The 13,718-nt window shown below is 69.7% G+C and carries 13 protein-coding genes; all 13 read right to left on the bottom strand.

Annotated features, from left to right (window positions below; all coding sequences use genetic code 11):
* Positions 1 to 846: 846 nt before the first annotated feature.
* Positions 847 to 1,470, bottom strand: coding sequence for a hypothetical protein (locus LKO27_RS13570; RefSeq protein ID WP_227738045.1), 624 nt, complete (start codon positions 1,468 to 1,470; stop codon positions 847 to 849).
* A 74-nt stretch (positions 1,471 to 1,544) separates the two neighbouring features.
* Positions 1,545 to 2,009: a DUF3180 domain-containing protein gene (locus tag LKO27_RS13565; RefSeq protein WP_227738044.1), complete on the bottom strand. Its 465-nt coding sequence runs from the start codon at positions 2,007 to 2,009 to the stop codon at positions 1,545 to 1,547.
* A 46-nt stretch (positions 2,010 to 2,055) separates the two neighbouring features.
* The gene (folK, locus tag LKO27_RS13560) at positions 2,056 to 2,619 is read right to left on the bottom strand and encodes a 2-amino-4-hydroxy-6-hydroxymethyldihydropteridine diphosphokinase (RefSeq protein ID WP_227738043.1); all 564 of its coding nucleotides are present in this window, start codon (positions 2,617 to 2,619) and stop codon (positions 2,056 to 2,058) included.
* Positions 2,619 to 2,972 carry a dihydroneopterin aldolase gene (folB, locus tag LKO27_RS13555; protein WP_227738042.1) on the bottom strand — a complete coding sequence of 118 codons (354 nt, stop codon included), beginning with the start codon at positions 2,970 to 2,972 and terminating at the stop codon, positions 2,619 to 2,621. Before folB ends, folK begins: the two co-directional genes overlap by 1 nt.
* Positions 2,973 to 3,011: 39 nt before the next feature.
* Positions 3,012 to 3,854: a dihydropteroate synthase gene (gene folP, locus LKO27_RS13550; protein WP_227738054.1), complete on the bottom strand. Its 843-nt coding sequence runs from the start codon at positions 3,852 to 3,854 to the stop codon at positions 3,012 to 3,014.
* A 14-nt stretch (positions 3,855 to 3,868) separates the two neighbouring features.
* Positions 3,869 to 4,438, bottom strand: coding sequence for a GTP cyclohydrolase I FolE (folE, locus tag LKO27_RS13545; RefSeq protein ID WP_227738041.1), 570 nt, complete (start codon positions 4,436 to 4,438; stop codon positions 3,869 to 3,871).
* A 1-nt stretch (position 4,439) separates the two neighbouring features.
* A complete protein-coding gene (gene ftsH, locus LKO27_RS13540; protein ID WP_370630030.1) occupies positions 4,440 to 6,566 on the bottom strand; it encodes an ATP-dependent zinc metalloprotease FtsH in 2,127 nt (708 codons plus the stop codon).
* A 42-nt stretch (positions 6,567 to 6,608) separates the two neighbouring features.
* Positions 6,609 to 8,555: a DUF5107 domain-containing protein gene (locus LKO27_RS13535; protein WP_227738040.1), complete on the bottom strand. Its 1,947-nt coding sequence runs from the start codon at positions 8,553 to 8,555 to the stop codon at positions 6,609 to 6,611.
* An 81-nt stretch (positions 8,556 to 8,636) separates the two neighbouring features.
* On the bottom strand, positions 8,637 to 9,188 hold the full coding sequence (hpt, locus tag LKO27_RS13530; protein WP_227738039.1) for a hypoxanthine phosphoribosyltransferase: 552 nt from the start codon (positions 9,186 to 9,188) through the stop codon (positions 8,637 to 8,639).
* 115 nt (positions 9,189 to 9,303) lie between these two features.
* On the bottom strand, positions 9,304 to 10,221 hold the full coding sequence (locus tag LKO27_RS13525; RefSeq protein WP_227738038.1) for a DUF559 domain-containing protein: 918 nt from the start codon (positions 10,219 to 10,221) through the stop codon (positions 9,304 to 9,306).
* Positions 10,222 to 10,356: 135 nt separating this feature from the next.
* Positions 10,357 to 11,298 (bottom strand): tRNA lysidine(34) synthetase TilS, encoded by a 942-nt coding sequence (gene tilS / locus LKO27_RS13520; RefSeq protein WP_227738037.1) that lies wholly within the window; start codon positions 11,296 to 11,298, stop codon positions 10,357 to 10,359.
* Positions 11,285 to 12,262, bottom strand: a complete 978-nt coding sequence (locus LKO27_RS13515; protein WP_227738036.1) for a zinc-dependent metalloprotease — start codon at positions 12,260 to 12,262, stop codon at positions 11,285 to 11,287. The genes tilS and LKO27_RS13515 overlap by 14 nt, the downstream gene beginning before the upstream one ends.
* Positions 12,262 to 13,689, bottom strand: a complete 1,428-nt coding sequence (dacB, locus tag LKO27_RS13510) for a D-alanyl-D-alanine carboxypeptidase/D-alanyl-D-alanine-endopeptidase (protein ID WP_227738035.1) — start codon at positions 13,687 to 13,689, stop codon at positions 12,262 to 12,264. Before dacB ends, LKO27_RS13515 begins: the two co-directional genes overlap by 1 nt.
* Positions 13,690 to 13,718 lie beyond the last annotated feature (29 nt).

Raw genomic sequence — 13,718 nt, 5'->3', positions numbered from 1 at the left:
GACTCGAACACCTACGCGGCTCCGCCCTCGGGTTCCGCAACCTCACCAACTACATCGCCAGATCCCTACTCGAGACCGGCGGCTTCAGACCCCACCTACACCCTCGATTGTGAAGAGCCGGTAAACCGACCAACGACGCGTCCCCCGGCGTCCGGCACCCCGCACCACCGCCTTCGACGACGCCAGCTCCCGCTCCACCGGTCGACCAGCGCTCCCACGCATCCACCAGCGCTCCCACGCATCCCTGCGCTATTGCTCGCCACCAGCCCTACAAGGCTGGTGCCGAGCGACAACGCTGGTGAACGGAATGCCCCGGGGGGCGGGACTCGGGACGTGGTGTGCCTGGGTCGGGCCCGCCTTCCGGGCGGGTGCGGGACTCGGGACCGTGGTGTGACTAGGTCGAGCCGACCCTTTCGGGGGTTGCGCAACTCGGGACCGCGTCGCGCCAAGTGACAGGGATCAGCTGACGTCGCAGCGAGGCGCCGGAGCGCTGTAGCGCCGTGTGACGAGGTGATAAGCATCAACCGACGTTGCAGCCAAGCGCCCAGGTGCCCAAGTGACAGGGATCAGCTGACGTCGCAGCGAGGTGCCGGAGCGCTGTAGCGCCGTGTGACGAGGTGATACGCATCAACCGACGCTGCAGCCAGGCGCCGAGGTGCCCAGGTGCCCAGGTGATCTGATCAGCTGACGTCGCAGCGAGGTGCCGGAGCGCTGTAGCGCCGTGTGACCAGGTGATCTGATCAACGGACATTGTCAGCGAGGGCGCGGGGCGCCCTCGTGCCCAAGTGATAGGGCTCAACCGACGTCGCAGCGAGGCGCCATGGCTCCGTCGTGCTCAGGTACGGGTCAGCCGGCGTCGCTGCGAAGCTCGGGGACGCCGTCGAGCTGCAGCTTGGCGAGGTCAACCATCGTGGGGTGCTCGTCCTCGCCCCAGATGTCGTCGGCGCTCGGGTGCAGCGATGCGGATGCGCCGTGGCGCGGGAGGAGTACCAGCTTCTCGCTGTGTTCTGCCTCCAGCTCGGCGATCTTCGCGGTCAGTGCGTCGATGCGGGCCTGGCGTTCCGCCACCTCAGCGCGCAACCAGACGGCGTTGCCGCGCATGCTGCTGAGTTCTGCGTTGGCCGCGCCGAGCTGGCGACGGAGCGTGACGATGACGGCCTTGAGGTTGTCGGTCCGGGCGGTGAACCGCTCGATCATGGCCACCGAGTCCGCGTGGTGCTTCTCCGAGAGGGCGACGCGGGCCGAGATCTGTTCCCGGATCTCCTCGCTGTGGAGTTCACGTTCCCGTTCCAGTTGCTTCCAGGCCAAGGTGGCGGCCGTGAAGGCCATCGCGACGGCGAGCACCACTCCGGCGCGGACGATCCAGATGCCGCCGAGCATCGATGCCACGGCGACGACGGTGCCGACGAGGAGGATCGTGAGCGCGATCCGGCGTTCTGAGGAAGGGGTTGCTGAATGTCGACCGGCCATGGGGCAAGGTTATCCGAAGTCCCTGACAAGGTACGCAACGCCGCGCCAGAGAATATCTCGGCGTGTTGTGGAAATCAGTCCCCCGACTCGGTGCCGGGGCCGTCGTCCTCGTCATCGTCATCGGGAGCGACGCAGGCCTTCTCCAAGAGGTGGCCAGCCCCGGTGAACAGTACCGCCGCGACCAGCGTCACCGACCCGAGCAGTACGCGTTGGGCAGGTTGCTCGGCCGAGAGCTGGCCAGCCCAGCGGCCGACATAGACGGCGTGCATTCCCGCCAGCACCGCACCCGTCATGATCGCGGACTTCGCCACGACGAGTGCGCGGACGGCTTCAATGCCGGAGACGGTCCGGTCGGCCACCCGCCGCGACAGCCCGCGGGAGTAGATCCACGCCGCCACCGCCATGACCACGAGCACGGCCGGCACCGTCCAGGGGACCACCGGCGGGAAGCCCTCGAAAAGGTCGAAGATGCTGAGCACGAACGCGCCGATCAGCGCACCGGCCAGTGCGGCGACGACGATCTGCCGGAAAGTGGTCATCCCCAGCTTCTGCCGGGACGGCTTCGAGGGCTCGGTCAACGGCGCTTCAGAATCTGGTGGGAGCGGTGATGACGATGTCGTCTCGCCGCCGCACGCCCGAGGCGTCGACGTCCTCGACGAGTTCTGCGATCCGTCCATGGCCCGCGATCTCGCCGTCGGGATCGATGTCCAGCCAAGGAACCAGCACGAAGGCCCGCTCATGCGCGTGCGGGTGCGGCAGCTCCAGTTCCTCCTCGCTGATGCGCTTGCCCACCATGATGATGTCGATGTCCAGCGTGCGGGGACCGTGGAAGACGTCCCGTACCCGGCCGAAGCTCTCCTCGATCGCCTGGGCGCGGTCGAGCAGAGTCAGCGGTTCCAACGTCGATTCGGCGACCACCACGAGGTTGAGGAAATCCGGCTGGTCGGGGCCCCCGCCCTCCAGCTTGGTCTCGTACACGGGCGAGACGTCCACCAGGATGAGGTCCGGCGTCTCGGCCAGGTACTCCACGGCCTCCGCCAGGATGTGCGCCGATTCACCTTGGTTGGAACCCAGGCTGAACACGACCTTTGAAATGGGTCGCAGGTTGCCGAGGGTGTCAACGTCGATGTCAAGGGGGCCGTTGGACATTATCTGCTCCTGGTAATGGTGACGGACAGGTCAGCGAAGGTCTGCCGGACTGGCGCTTGCGGCTTGTGGACGGTGACGCGCACCGTCTGCACCCGCTCGTCGTACTCCAGACACTTCGCCGCGATGAGACCGGCCACGGTTTCGATGAGGTTGTGGGGAACACCTGTCAGCACGCCCTCCACCACTTCAGCGATCTCTGAGTAGCTGACGGTGTCGGCGAGGTCGTCGGAGGTGGTTTCGAGGTCCAGCCCCAGTTCCACGTCCGCCACGAAGAGCTGCCCGTCACGGCGTTCTTCCGGGTGGACGCCATGGAATCCGGTGGCGGAGATACCCGTCAATGTGATGCTGTCCAAGCTGTGCTCACCCCATTTCCTCGGTCATCGGTTGCGACTCTACAGCAACCCCCCGGAGCCACTGGGGCCCGGGTTGGGGGGTACTTCGAGGGCCTGGTTGAGCCGTGCTGCCCGCAGCCGCTCCCCCACGCGGATGGCGTCCAGCTGGCTCGGCACCTCATGGGTGCGCACCGCCCAAACGTCCATCAGCGCGCACCAGGTACTGATTGCAGCCGTGGCCGCATCGCGCCCCAACGGCTCCCGCCCGCCAAGCAGTTCGCCGAGGAATCGCTTGCGGGACACCCCGACGAGCAGCCGATGGCCCAGCCCAGCGAACCGCTCCAGCGCGGCGAGCAGTTCCCAGTTCTGGTCCCACGTCTTCGAGAACCCCACCCCGGGATCCAGGATGATGCGCTCAGCCGGGATCCCGGCGGCGACGGCGGCGTCCCGGCACGCGACCACCTCCGCGATCACATCGGCGACCAGGTCGTCGTACCGGGTGTCGTGCTGCATCGTGGCGGAATGGGAGCGCCAGTGCATGAGGACGTACTCGGCGTCCGAGGCAGCCACGACGCGCAGGATCTCCGGGTCGGCCTGGCCTCCGGACACGTCGTTGATGATTGCCGCTCCGACGCCGATCGCGGCCTGCGCGACGCTGGCCCGCATGGTGTCGACCGACACCGCCACTCCCTCCGCTGCGAGAGCCCGCACCACCGGGACGACGCGGGCGAGTTCCTCCTCAGCCGGGACACGCTCGGCACCGGGGCGGGTGGACTCACCGCCGACGTCGACGATCGCGGCGCCCTGCGAGGCCAGCAGCAGGCCGTGCCGCACGGCGGCGTCGGCGTCGAAGTAGCGACCGCCGTCGGAGAACGAGTCGGTGGTGACGTTGACCACTCCCATGACCAGCGTCACGGTCACTTGCCCCCGGTGATCAGCCCCATGGCCTCGGCGCGCGTGGCCGGGTTGCGCAGCTGGCCGCGCACTGCGCTCGTGATGGTCTTGCTGCCCGGCTTGCGGGCACCGCGCATGGTCATGCACATGTGCTCGGCCTCGATCACGACGATGACGCCGCTGACTCCCAGGTGTTCGACCAGGGCTTCGGCGATCTGGGTGGTGAGCCGTTCCTGCACCTGTGGTCTGCGGGCGTAGACGTCGACCAGCCGGGCCAGCTTGGAAAGGCCCGTCACCCGGCCGTCCGGGCTGGGGATGTAGCCGACGTGGGCCACCCCCACGAAGGGCAGCAGGTGGTGCTCGCACGTGCTGGTCACCTCGATGTCCTTGACGAGCACCAGTTCGTCGTGGGAGATGTCGAAGGTTGTCGCCAGCAGGTCCGAAGGATCCTTGCCCAACCCCGAGTAGAGCTCGTCGTAGGAGCGCGCGACCCGCGCGGGGGTGTCCCGCAGGCCCTCCCTGTCCGGGTCCTCCCCCACGGCGATGAGGATCTCCCTGATGGCCGCCTCGACGCGGGCGTGGTCCACCGCCATCTCAGCGCCTCGGTCCCGGGGCGGGCCACTGCGGCGGTTCCCAGGAGTCCGGCCCGGGCGTGGGCGGCTCCGGGTTGCCCGCACCGTAGCCGGGACCGGCTGGGGGCTGCGGCGTCGGCGGTGCGGGGTGCTCCGGGTTCACCGGCGGCTGCGACGGCGGGCCGATGACCTGGGGCCGGTCCGGAGCCGGGGGCACCTCGACCGGTGGGATGCTGGAGGGCACGCGCAGGTCCGACCCCGTCCACGCCGGGCGCTTGTCGCGGCGCTTCAGGGGCTTGAACACCTCGGCCACCTCGGCCTTGTTCAGCGTCTCGCGGGCGAACAGCTGGCGGACGAGTTCGTCGAGGACGTCACGGTTCTCCTCCAGGACGTCGAATGCCTCCTGGTGGGCGGCATGGATCAGCCTCGCCACCTCCTCGTCGACGATGGCGGCGCTGTGCTCCGAGTAGTCCTTGCTGGGCTCCGAGCCACGCATGCCCATGAAGGGCTCCGAGTCCCCGCCGCCGAGCTGGACGGCGCCGATCCGCTCGCTCATGCCGTACTGGGTGACCATTGCCCGGGCCACCTTGGTGGCCTTCTCGATGTCGTTCGAGGCGCCGGTGGTCGGGTCGTGGAAGATCAGTTCCTCGGCCGCGCGGCCGCCCATCATGTAGGCCATCTGGTCCAGCAGCTCGCCACGGGTCTGTGAGTACTTGTCGGCGTCGGGCATGACCATGGTGTAACCCAGGGCGCGGCCGCGCGGCAGGATCGTGACCTTCTGGACCGGGTCGTTGCCGGGCATCGCGGCCGCCACCAGAGCGTGACCACCCTCGTGGTAGGCGGTGATCAGGCGTTCACGGTCGTTCATCAGCCGGGTGCGCTTCTGGGGGCCCGCGATGACCCGGTCGATGGCCTCGTCGAGCTGCGCCTGCCCGATGGCCTCCAGGTTCAGCCGAGCCGACAGCAGGGCTGCCTCGTTCAGGACGTTGGCCAGGTCCGCGCCGGAGAAGCCGGGCGTGCGGCGGGCGATGGAGCGCAGGTCGACGTCGGGCGTGAGCGGCTTGCCCTTGGCGTGGACGCCGAGGATGTGCGCGCGGCCGTCGAGGTCCGGCGCCTCCACGGAGATCTGGCGGTCGAACCTGCCGGGACGCAGCAGGGCCGGGTCCAGCACGTCGGGCCGGTTGGTGGCCGCGATCAGGATGACGCCGCCGCGGACGTCGAAGCCGTCCATCTCGACTAGCAGCTGGTTGAGCGTCTGCTCGCGCTCGTCGTGGCCCCCACCCATGCCGGCGCCGCGGTGGCGGCCGACGGCGTCGATCTCGTCGATGAAGACGATGGCCGGCGCAGCCTCCTTGGCCTGTTCGAACAGGTCACGAACCCGGGATGCGCCCACACCGACGAACATCTCCACGAAGTCGGAACCGGAGATGGAGAAGAAGGGAACCCCGGCCTCGCCGGCGACGGCGCGGGCCAGCAGGGTCTTGCCCGTCCCGGGAGGGCCGTAGAGCAGCACGCCCTTGGGGATCTTCGCGCCCAGCTTCTGGAACTTGGCGGGCTCGGCGAGGAACTCCTTGATCTCCTGGAGTTCCTCGACCGCCTCGTCGACGCCCGCGACGTCGGCGAAGGTGGACTTGGGGGTGTCCTTGCTGGCCAGCTTGGCCTTGGACTTCCCGAAGGACAGCGGTCCGCCGGAACCACCGCTGGACATCATGCGGATCACGAAGAAGAAGCCGATGGCCAGCAGCAGGAACGGCAGGCCTGTGTAGAGCAGGGTGGTGAGGAGTCCGGGGCTCGGATTCTGCGCCACCCAGGACTCCAGCGTGCCGGCCGCCTGACGTTCGTTCAGCAAGGTGACGATGTCGTCGACCTGATTCCCGACCCAGGCCGTCTCGACCTTCTCACCGTTGTCCTTGGTGACCCGGACCATCTGCTCGCCGTCGATGAGGACGACTTCCTTGAGCTTCTCATCGCTCTCGAGCAGCGCGAGGACCTCCGACGTCGGCTTTGGCTGGTATCCGACGAGCGAGGACACTACTTGGCTACCCAAGGTGAAGATCAGGATGATGAGGATGATCCAGGTCAACCACCCAAGTGGGCTCTTGATGAGTTTCTGCAACGAACGACGCCGATCTGGTTGTTTAGTGGGCACAGGCAGATTACCAGCGCACGACAACCCTCATGCGGTGCGGAATCAGTGCATTCGGAAGTCCAGGTGCAGCGGCAGCGGGTCGAGGGTCCCGGCGGCCTGCGTGTAGTCGCGCCACAGGTCATCGAGTTCATGGCTGGCCTCGCGCAGATTCGGCAGCACCAGGTCGTCGATCACGGCCTTCGCGGTCACCAGACGACCCTCGGAAACAAGGGCCCGCGCGAGGGCCAACTGCACCCGAGGCAGCGCCTGGCGCTCCGGCGTGAGCCGGTCGATCACCCGCAGCACAAGAGTGGGCACCGTCTGGGCGCGGAACAGGTAGTCGATCAGGAGGTTGTCGTCGTCGGGGGCGGCCTCGTGCGCACGTTCGGCCAGGTCGAAGGAGTCCCAGCCGTCCTCGGTGCTCGCCGCCAGACAGTGGAGCGCCATGGCGTTGGGCTCGGCCGCCACCGAGGCTTGCCACAGCTCGACGGCGCGCCGCTGGTCGCCCGCGGACCAGGCGCAGTAGCCGAGCATCAGGTCGCGGACCCAGCCGGCGCCCGCGTCGCGGATGTGCGCCTCCCACTCCGGACCCACCTGTGGCGTGCCTGCGAGTTCTGGCCGCAGGGCCTCCCCCTTGGCGACGGCGACCCAGGCCGACTGGTCCGGTGTGAGTTCCGCATCGAACGGCACCGCCGGGTCAGCCGGCAGGTGGCCGGCCTCCACCTCGACGCGACCCCAGCCGTCGGCCTGGCGCAGCACCTCGGGCGCGACGTCGGCCGCCGCGTCGAAGACCGCGCGGGCCCGTTCCAGCCCCAGCTGCGGGACCTGGGCCGCGACGACCGAGCACGCGGCGTCGTAGTCCTCCGGGGGAGGCCCTGTCACGGGTCCGAACGCCTCCACCCAGCTCACCCGCTCACCCGGAGCCAGGGCGATGTGTTCGCGCTGCGTACGGGCGTACCCGGACTGCAGTTCGAGGTAGCGACCCTCGCCGCTCAGCCACGTCTGCCACCGGTGGCCGCCACGGGTGTTGCCCCAGACGAACTGCTTCTTGCCGGGCAGCTCGGAGGTGGACGACAGCAGCGTGCCCGGGCCCTCGTCGTCGAGGACCGCCACCCAGGGGGTGGGGACCGGTTCGCCGTCGGGACCAGCGGTGTCGTAGAAGTAGTCTGCCGCGCGCGGCGCGTCGAGCGGACGGCTGGCGTCGACGTCGTGGCCGGCCTCCGGGATGCCGACGCGGACCAGGTTGCCCTCATAGTCGTTGTGGAATGCGCTGCTCGCAGGGGCCAGCACGCGTGCCCCCGACGCCAGCGGCACGGCGGCATTGGACCACCAGTAGAGGGGGACGTCGTGGTCGTGGTGGTTGACGAGCCGGGCGCTGGTGAACAGGTGCCTGGAGCCGCTGGGCAGCCAGGCCTCCAGCCGCCAGACCAGCCCACTGAGGCGCTCGTAGGCCCACATCCGAAGGATCTGCTGGCCCTCGACGTCGACGATTCCCGCCCCGACGGGTGAGCAGGTCAGCCCCCAGTGGCCGGTGATTCCGAGGTTCCACTCGATGCCGCCAGCGAACCAGGCATCCCGGAGGGCGAGGTTGCCGAACCAGATGGCGTCGGGCTGGAACAGCAGGTCACGGCCGGACTCCAGGTCCACGAGGCTCCAGAGCCGTCCACCCAGTTCCGGCAGGAACGTCGCCCGCAGGTGCTCGTTGGTGAGTTCAACGACGTCGAACTCGCGGTCGGTCACAACGCGGTCATAGCTGCTCTGGTAGCAGTAGGGCAGCACGCTGACCGGACGGTCTGCCAACCTGCGCCCGGGTTGCTCGCCCAACAGTTCTCGGTCAGCCGAGGAGAGGGCGTTCTCGTGGCCCAGTCCGAGGATCGGCAGGCCTTCTGCACCCAGACCCGCTGCGGGGATCGTGAGCGTGCCTCGTCGCACGGTCGAGGCTGCTGGTGCGGTGGGGGCGGGGCGTGGGGAGGGCGACGGCGCGCGGTCGCCGTCGTGGCTGCTGCTCATGGGCGCAAACGCTACCGGTCCCGGCCCGGAAGACCCTCATTTTGTCAAGGGTCGCTCAATATTTCTGGCTGGCTTCTCCGGTCAGGAGTAGACGTGCGGGGAGAGGATCCCCAGGTCGCGCAGGTTGCGGTACCTGCCGTCGTAGTCGAGGCCGAAGCCCACTACGAACTTGTTGGGGATGTCGAAGCCCACGTACTTCACGTGGACATCCATCTGCGAGGCCTCGGGCTTGCGGAACATCGTCATGATCTCCAGGCTCGCAGGGTTGCGCGAGGCGAGGTTGCTCATCAGGTAGGACAGCGTCAGTCCGGTGTCGATGATGTCCTCCACGACGATGACGTGGCGGCCCTCGAGGTCGGTGTTGAGGTCCTTGAGGATGCGCACGACGCCACTGGACTGCGTCCCGGAACCGTAGGACGACACCGCCATCCAGTCCATCTCGACGTGATTCTTCAGTGCGCGCTGCAGGTCCGCCATCACCATGACCGCACCGTTGAGCACTCCGACCAGGAGGAGGTCCTTGCCCGCGTAGTCGGCGTCGACCTGGGCTGCGACCTCGGCGATCCGCTCCGCTATCTGGTCCGAGGTGTAAAGCACTTCGGACAGGTCATCTCTCACGTCTGCAGCATCCACGCAGCACAGCCTACCCGCGGATCTCGGCCCGGGCGCGACGCGGTCGTCCCAGTGTCGGAAGTTGGCCCGGACCTGGAGCAAAGAACCCACTCTGGGCTGCAGGAGCACGCAGCCGTCACCGGCAGGAGCTGCAGCGCACCCCCGGCCCGCGCCACCCGCCAAGGCCCAGTGCGGCCACGACCTCCGCGGCGACGGCGCACGCCCGCGTGGTGACGTCGTGCCAGCCGTAACGCAAGGTGGTCAGCCCGCGCAGCGCCACGCGGTTGTCACGGTCCATGTCGCGGAATGCCTCCTCGTGCCCGGCCCGGCCGTCCAGCTCCACGACCAGCCGATGCTCCTCCCAGACGTTGTCAGACCTGGTGCCAGCCAGCAGCGAGAGCTGCCGGGCCGGTTCTGGCAGTCGATGGGCCCTGACCACGTCCTGCAGGAAGCGCCACTCCAGAACCGACTCCACTCCCCCGGAGGCCTCAGCGCACAGCTCCGCCAAGACTTTGTGATGACGTACCCGACCCCTTTGTTCCAGTGCGTCGAGCAGCTTCGTCGGCTTCGTCATGCCCTCGGCCAAGGCGCGCGTCGTCGCCGCGACTGTCTCCGCCTCATTCGACTCACCAGCGAGGTCGAGCAGCGCGACCTCGACCGATGCGCGGGTGGGCGTCGCGCGACCCTGCCGATCCCCGCGTCGAAGAACCAGCGAGACGGCGTCGTCTCCCATCGGCGCCAGGGCGACGCTCCTGGCGTGGAACACGGTGATCGTGCTCGGAGCGTCGGAAACGAAGCCGTGGAGGTGGCCTGCCGCGGCGCCCGAGATCACACCGGTCTCTCCGCTGCGCAGCAGGCCGGCCCAGCACCAACTGAGCCACGTGGGCTCTTCGATGCAGTAGTAGCCGGGCGCCATCGTCGTCCAACCGTCGATCCACCTGCGCTGCGCCTTGCCGTGCCGGTCATGGGCCTTCACCTGCGCACGCGTCAGAACTCCGGCCCGCCTGAGCGCAAGGCGCAGGAGCGCGTCGGGGGGATCCTTCCTCGTCGGCATGCCCGCACTCTGGTGCTGCCGGGACCTCCGTCGCCACGCTCAACAGGAACTGTGGAAAATGCAAGTAGCTCCAGTGTCGGAAGTTGGCCCACGTCTGGAGCAAGGAACCCACGCTGGACGTCCTCGCCACAAGGCTCAGGACCGGAGGAAGCGCAGGGCGCCGGCTGCGCGGACAACGCTGCCGCCCGGGACGTCGACCGGCCCCTGCCCGCGCCACGACGTGACCAGCGCGTCGACCACCTGGAGGTGGACCATCGCAACCGGTCCCGCGCCCAGGGCGGACAGCCAGTCGCGGAGCACGCGCAGTCGCAGCGCCGGGGGCAGGGCGGCGACGGCGTCTGCACTCAGCGCCTCCCCGTCGCTGACCCCGACGGCGGCCCGTGCGGCTTCGTCGTCGAGGTGGTCCGCGTCGATCCGCGCGAGCGTGGCCGAGCGGGCCAGCGCGGGTGCGACGTCGCGGCCGAGGGCAGCGCTCAGCTCGGCCAGGTGGTCGCGGACGCGCACGCGGGCGAACCGCTCGTCGGAGTTCTGGGGGTCCTCCCACCAGTCCACGCCCCACTCCCCGCACGCTGCGCGCGTGGTGCGGCGACGCACGGCCAGCAAGGGGCGCAGGAAGGGCGCCCGGACCGGCGCCATCCCGGCGAGCGAGCGGGTGCCCGAGCCACGCAGCAACCCGAGCAGCACGGACTCGGCCTGGTCGTCGAGGGTGTGGCCGAGCAGCACGGGGAGGCCGTCGGCGGCCAGAACCGCCAGTCTGGCGTCCCGGGCGGCGGACTCCATCCCGTCGGGCGAGGCCGGGTCGACGTCGACCCGCCGCACCTCGGCGGCCAACCCGCGCCGCTGCAGGGTGGCGACGACGCCGTCGGCCACCGCCGCCGAGCCGGGCTGCAGCCCATGATCCACGACGACGCACCGCACGACCGCACCGGTGCGAGCGGCCGCCCACTGTGCCCCCAGCGCCAGCGCGAGCGAGTCGGCGCCCCCGGACACCCCGACGACGGACTCCCCCGCCGGCAGCAGCGCCGCGACGGCCTGTGCCACCTCCAACCCCGCCGGGCCGAGCTCACGCCTTGCCATGGACCCGTCGCAACCACGCCGCAGGGTCTGCGATCTCCGCACCGGTAGGCAGGTTCTCAGGTGCGGCGAAGGCCTTCGCGAGTCCCCGACGACCCACGCGCCGGGCGACGACGCGGCAGAAGGCCAGCCCGTCACGGTACTGCGCCGCCTTGTCGAGGGCGGGCAGCAGCCTGGCCAGCCGCGGCGGGGCGCCGTCGCGCGCGAACGCCCTGCGCAACTGCTTCACCGTCGGGACGTGGCGCCGCCCGACGGCGTCGGACACGTAGTCCGCGTGCCCCTCTATCAACGTCATGGCCGACGTGATCTCGTCCAGCGCGGTCTGGCCGGCCGCGCTCACGACGGCGGACCCGACGCCGCGGCCGGTGGTCAGGCCGCGCACGGTCTCAGCTGCGGAGACGTCGTCGGCGGCGACCGCGACGAACCGCTCCATCAGGTAGTCCACCAGCCACGGGGACGCACTGAACTGGACGGCGTGCGTCTGCTCGTGGACCGCCACCCACAGGTGGAAGTCCGCCGGCACGAGGCCCCGGGCACGCTGCAGCGCGACGATGTTGGGCGCGAGCAGGTAGAGCGCGCGCTGGGGTGAGAACGCGTCGAACTGGCCAAGGAGATGGCGCCCGATGAAACCCAGCGCCAAGCCCCCGAGGCTGCCGTAGCCGAGGCCGGTCAGACGCTTGCGCAGGCCGTCGCTGCGCGCCTCGAGCGGGAGGGAGTCCAGGACGTGGTCGGCCATGGCCACCACCCCCTTGGCCCACGAGGTGCGGTCGGTGACCAGGACGTTGCCCGCGGGCTCGCCGTCGAGGGCACTGAAGCGCACGGCCAGCTCGCCCGCCCGGGCCGCGGCGAGCCGCAGGGAAGCGACGCTCTGGTGCGCATCCGCCCGCGAGACCTCGGGGAGGTCACCCTGGAAGGAGCCGGCCAGCCCTCTGGCGAGGGTCCAGTTGACGTGAGGACGCAGCTGCATCAGCAACCACACCCGGACAGCACGCCAACGCTCTGGTCGGTCCACATCCGGGCAGCCCAGCCGTCGCTGGAGCCGTTGGTGAGGAACGCGTAGGCCACCTCCCTGCCGTCGGCGGTCACCGTCGTCCCGGCCAGTGTGGCCACCCGGGTGAGCGTTCCGGTCTTGGCCTTCGCGACGCCGCGGGCCTGGCTGGAGACCGGGTCGGTGAAGCGCTCGGCCAAGGTGCCGGTGACCCCGGCCACCGGGAGGCCGTCCAGAACCACCGAGAGGCGCGGCTCGACGGCGACGTGGCGCATCGTCGCGGCCAGCATCGAGGCGGGCACAAGGTTGCTGCGCGAAAGCCCGGAGGCGTCGTGCAGAACGGCGCCCTCGGCCCAGAGTCCGAGCCCGCTCAGTTCCTCGCGGATGGCCGCGACGGCGCCGTCGAAGGTGGGCGGGTGCCCGGTCCGCAGGGCCAGTTGCCGGCCGAGGACCTCGGTGAAGGAGTTGTTCGAGCGCAGCATGGCCTGCTCGGCCAGCACGTGGACGGGCAACGACTCGACGCGGGCGATCTCCTCCCCCTCGCCGACCCCCTCGACCGGGGCGCCCGTGACCGTGACACCGGCCGCGGTCAGCTGGGCCGCGAAGGTGGTGGCCGCCAGCAGGGCGGGGGTGGTGCTGCGGACGCGGTTGGGCTGACGACCCTCGTCGGCCCACAGCGCACTGATGCGGGTGACCTGGTCTGCGTAGTTGTTCGGCCAGGTCTGGTTCCACTCCTCGTTGAAGAGGGAGTCGTCGTAGGCAAGCGCGACAGCGGTCTGGCCGGACGCAATGAGCACCTCGGCGGTTTGCGCGGCGAGGTCCAGCAACGAGGCAGGCTGTGGATAGGTGCCCGCCTCCACGGGGACGCTGGTGAGCATCGGGTCTCCGCCACCCACGAGCACGATCCGGCCGGGTCCTGGCGCCACGACGGTGGTGGCGAAGGTGTCCTCGTCGTCGAAGGCCGCCATCACCGCCGAGACTGTGAGCAGCTTGGTGTTGGACGCCGGGATGAGCGCGACGTCGGGGTTGCGTTCGGCCAGGACCGCACCGGTCTCGATGTCCAGGACCCGGTAGGCCAGCTGGAGCCCCTCCTCGGCGCCGGCGGCCAGGGCGGTGGTGTCGACGGCGGCCAGCGCGGCCTCCAGCGCGGCTCGCGACGGCGCCGCTCCGGGCGCAGGTACCTCGGCTGGCCCCACCAGTCCGATGCCGATGGGTGGTTCCTCCGGCTCGGACGGGGGCGGGGAGAACAGGGTGGGCGAGACCGTCGTCGGGGCGCCGGTGACCTCAGCGCCCACCGCCACCATCACGGACCGCCAGAACACCGCACCGAAGAATCCGACCGCGAGGAGAACTCCGAGGACGATCCACAAGGCAACCCATTGGAGGGCCCTTGCCGATAACTTCATTCGTGCTCCAGACGCGGTATTGTGCTGAT

Source organism: Tessaracoccus sp. OS52, from assembly GCF_020687685.1.
Lineage (GTDB): Bacteria > Actinomycetota > Actinomycetes > Propionibacteriales > Propionibacteriaceae > Arachnia.
Note: the sequence above shows the minus strand (reverse complement) of the source record. Positions and strands in the feature narration are given on the sequence as shown.

Excerpts from the sequence above, each read along its gene's own strand:
- LKO27_RS13570 (WP_227738045.1), bottom strand. The coding sequence starts at position 1,470 with ATGGCCGGTCGACATTCAGCAACCCCTTCCTCAGAACGCCGGATCGCG.
- LKO27_RS13565 (WP_227738044.1), bottom strand. The coding sequence starts at position 2,009 with ATGACCACTTTCCGGCAGATCGTCGTCGCCGCACTGGCCGGTGCGCTG.
- folK (WP_227738043.1), bottom strand. The coding sequence starts at position 2,619 with ATGTCCAACGGCCCCCTTGACATCGACGTTGACACCCTCGGCAACCTG.
- folP (WP_227738054.1), bottom strand. The coding sequence starts at position 3,854 with ATGGGAGTGGTCAACGTCACCACCGACTCGTTCTCCGACGGCGGTCGC.
- folE (WP_227738041.1), bottom strand. The coding sequence starts at position 4,438 with ATGGCGGTGGACCACGCCCGCGTCGAGGCGGCCATCAGGGAGATCCTC.
- LKO27_RS13535 (WP_227738040.1), bottom strand. The coding sequence starts at position 8,555 with ATGAGCAGCAGCCACGACGGCGACCGCGCGCCGTCGCCCTCCCCACGC.
- LKO27_RS13525 (WP_227738038.1), bottom strand. The coding sequence starts at position 10,221 with ATGCCGACGAGGAAGGATCCCCCCGACGCGCTCCTGCGCCTTGCGCTC.
- tilS (WP_227738037.1), bottom strand. The coding sequence starts at position 11,298 with ATGGCAAGGCGTGAGCTCGGCCCGGCGGGGTTGGAGGTGGCACAGGCC.
- LKO27_RS13515 (WP_227738036.1), bottom strand. The coding sequence starts at position 12,262 with ATGCAGCTGCGTCCTCACGTCAACTGGACCCTCGCCAGAGGGCTGGCC.
- dacB (WP_227738035.1), bottom strand. The coding sequence starts at position 13,689 with ATGAAGTTATCGGCAAGGGCCCTCCAATGGGTTGCCTTGTGGATCGTC.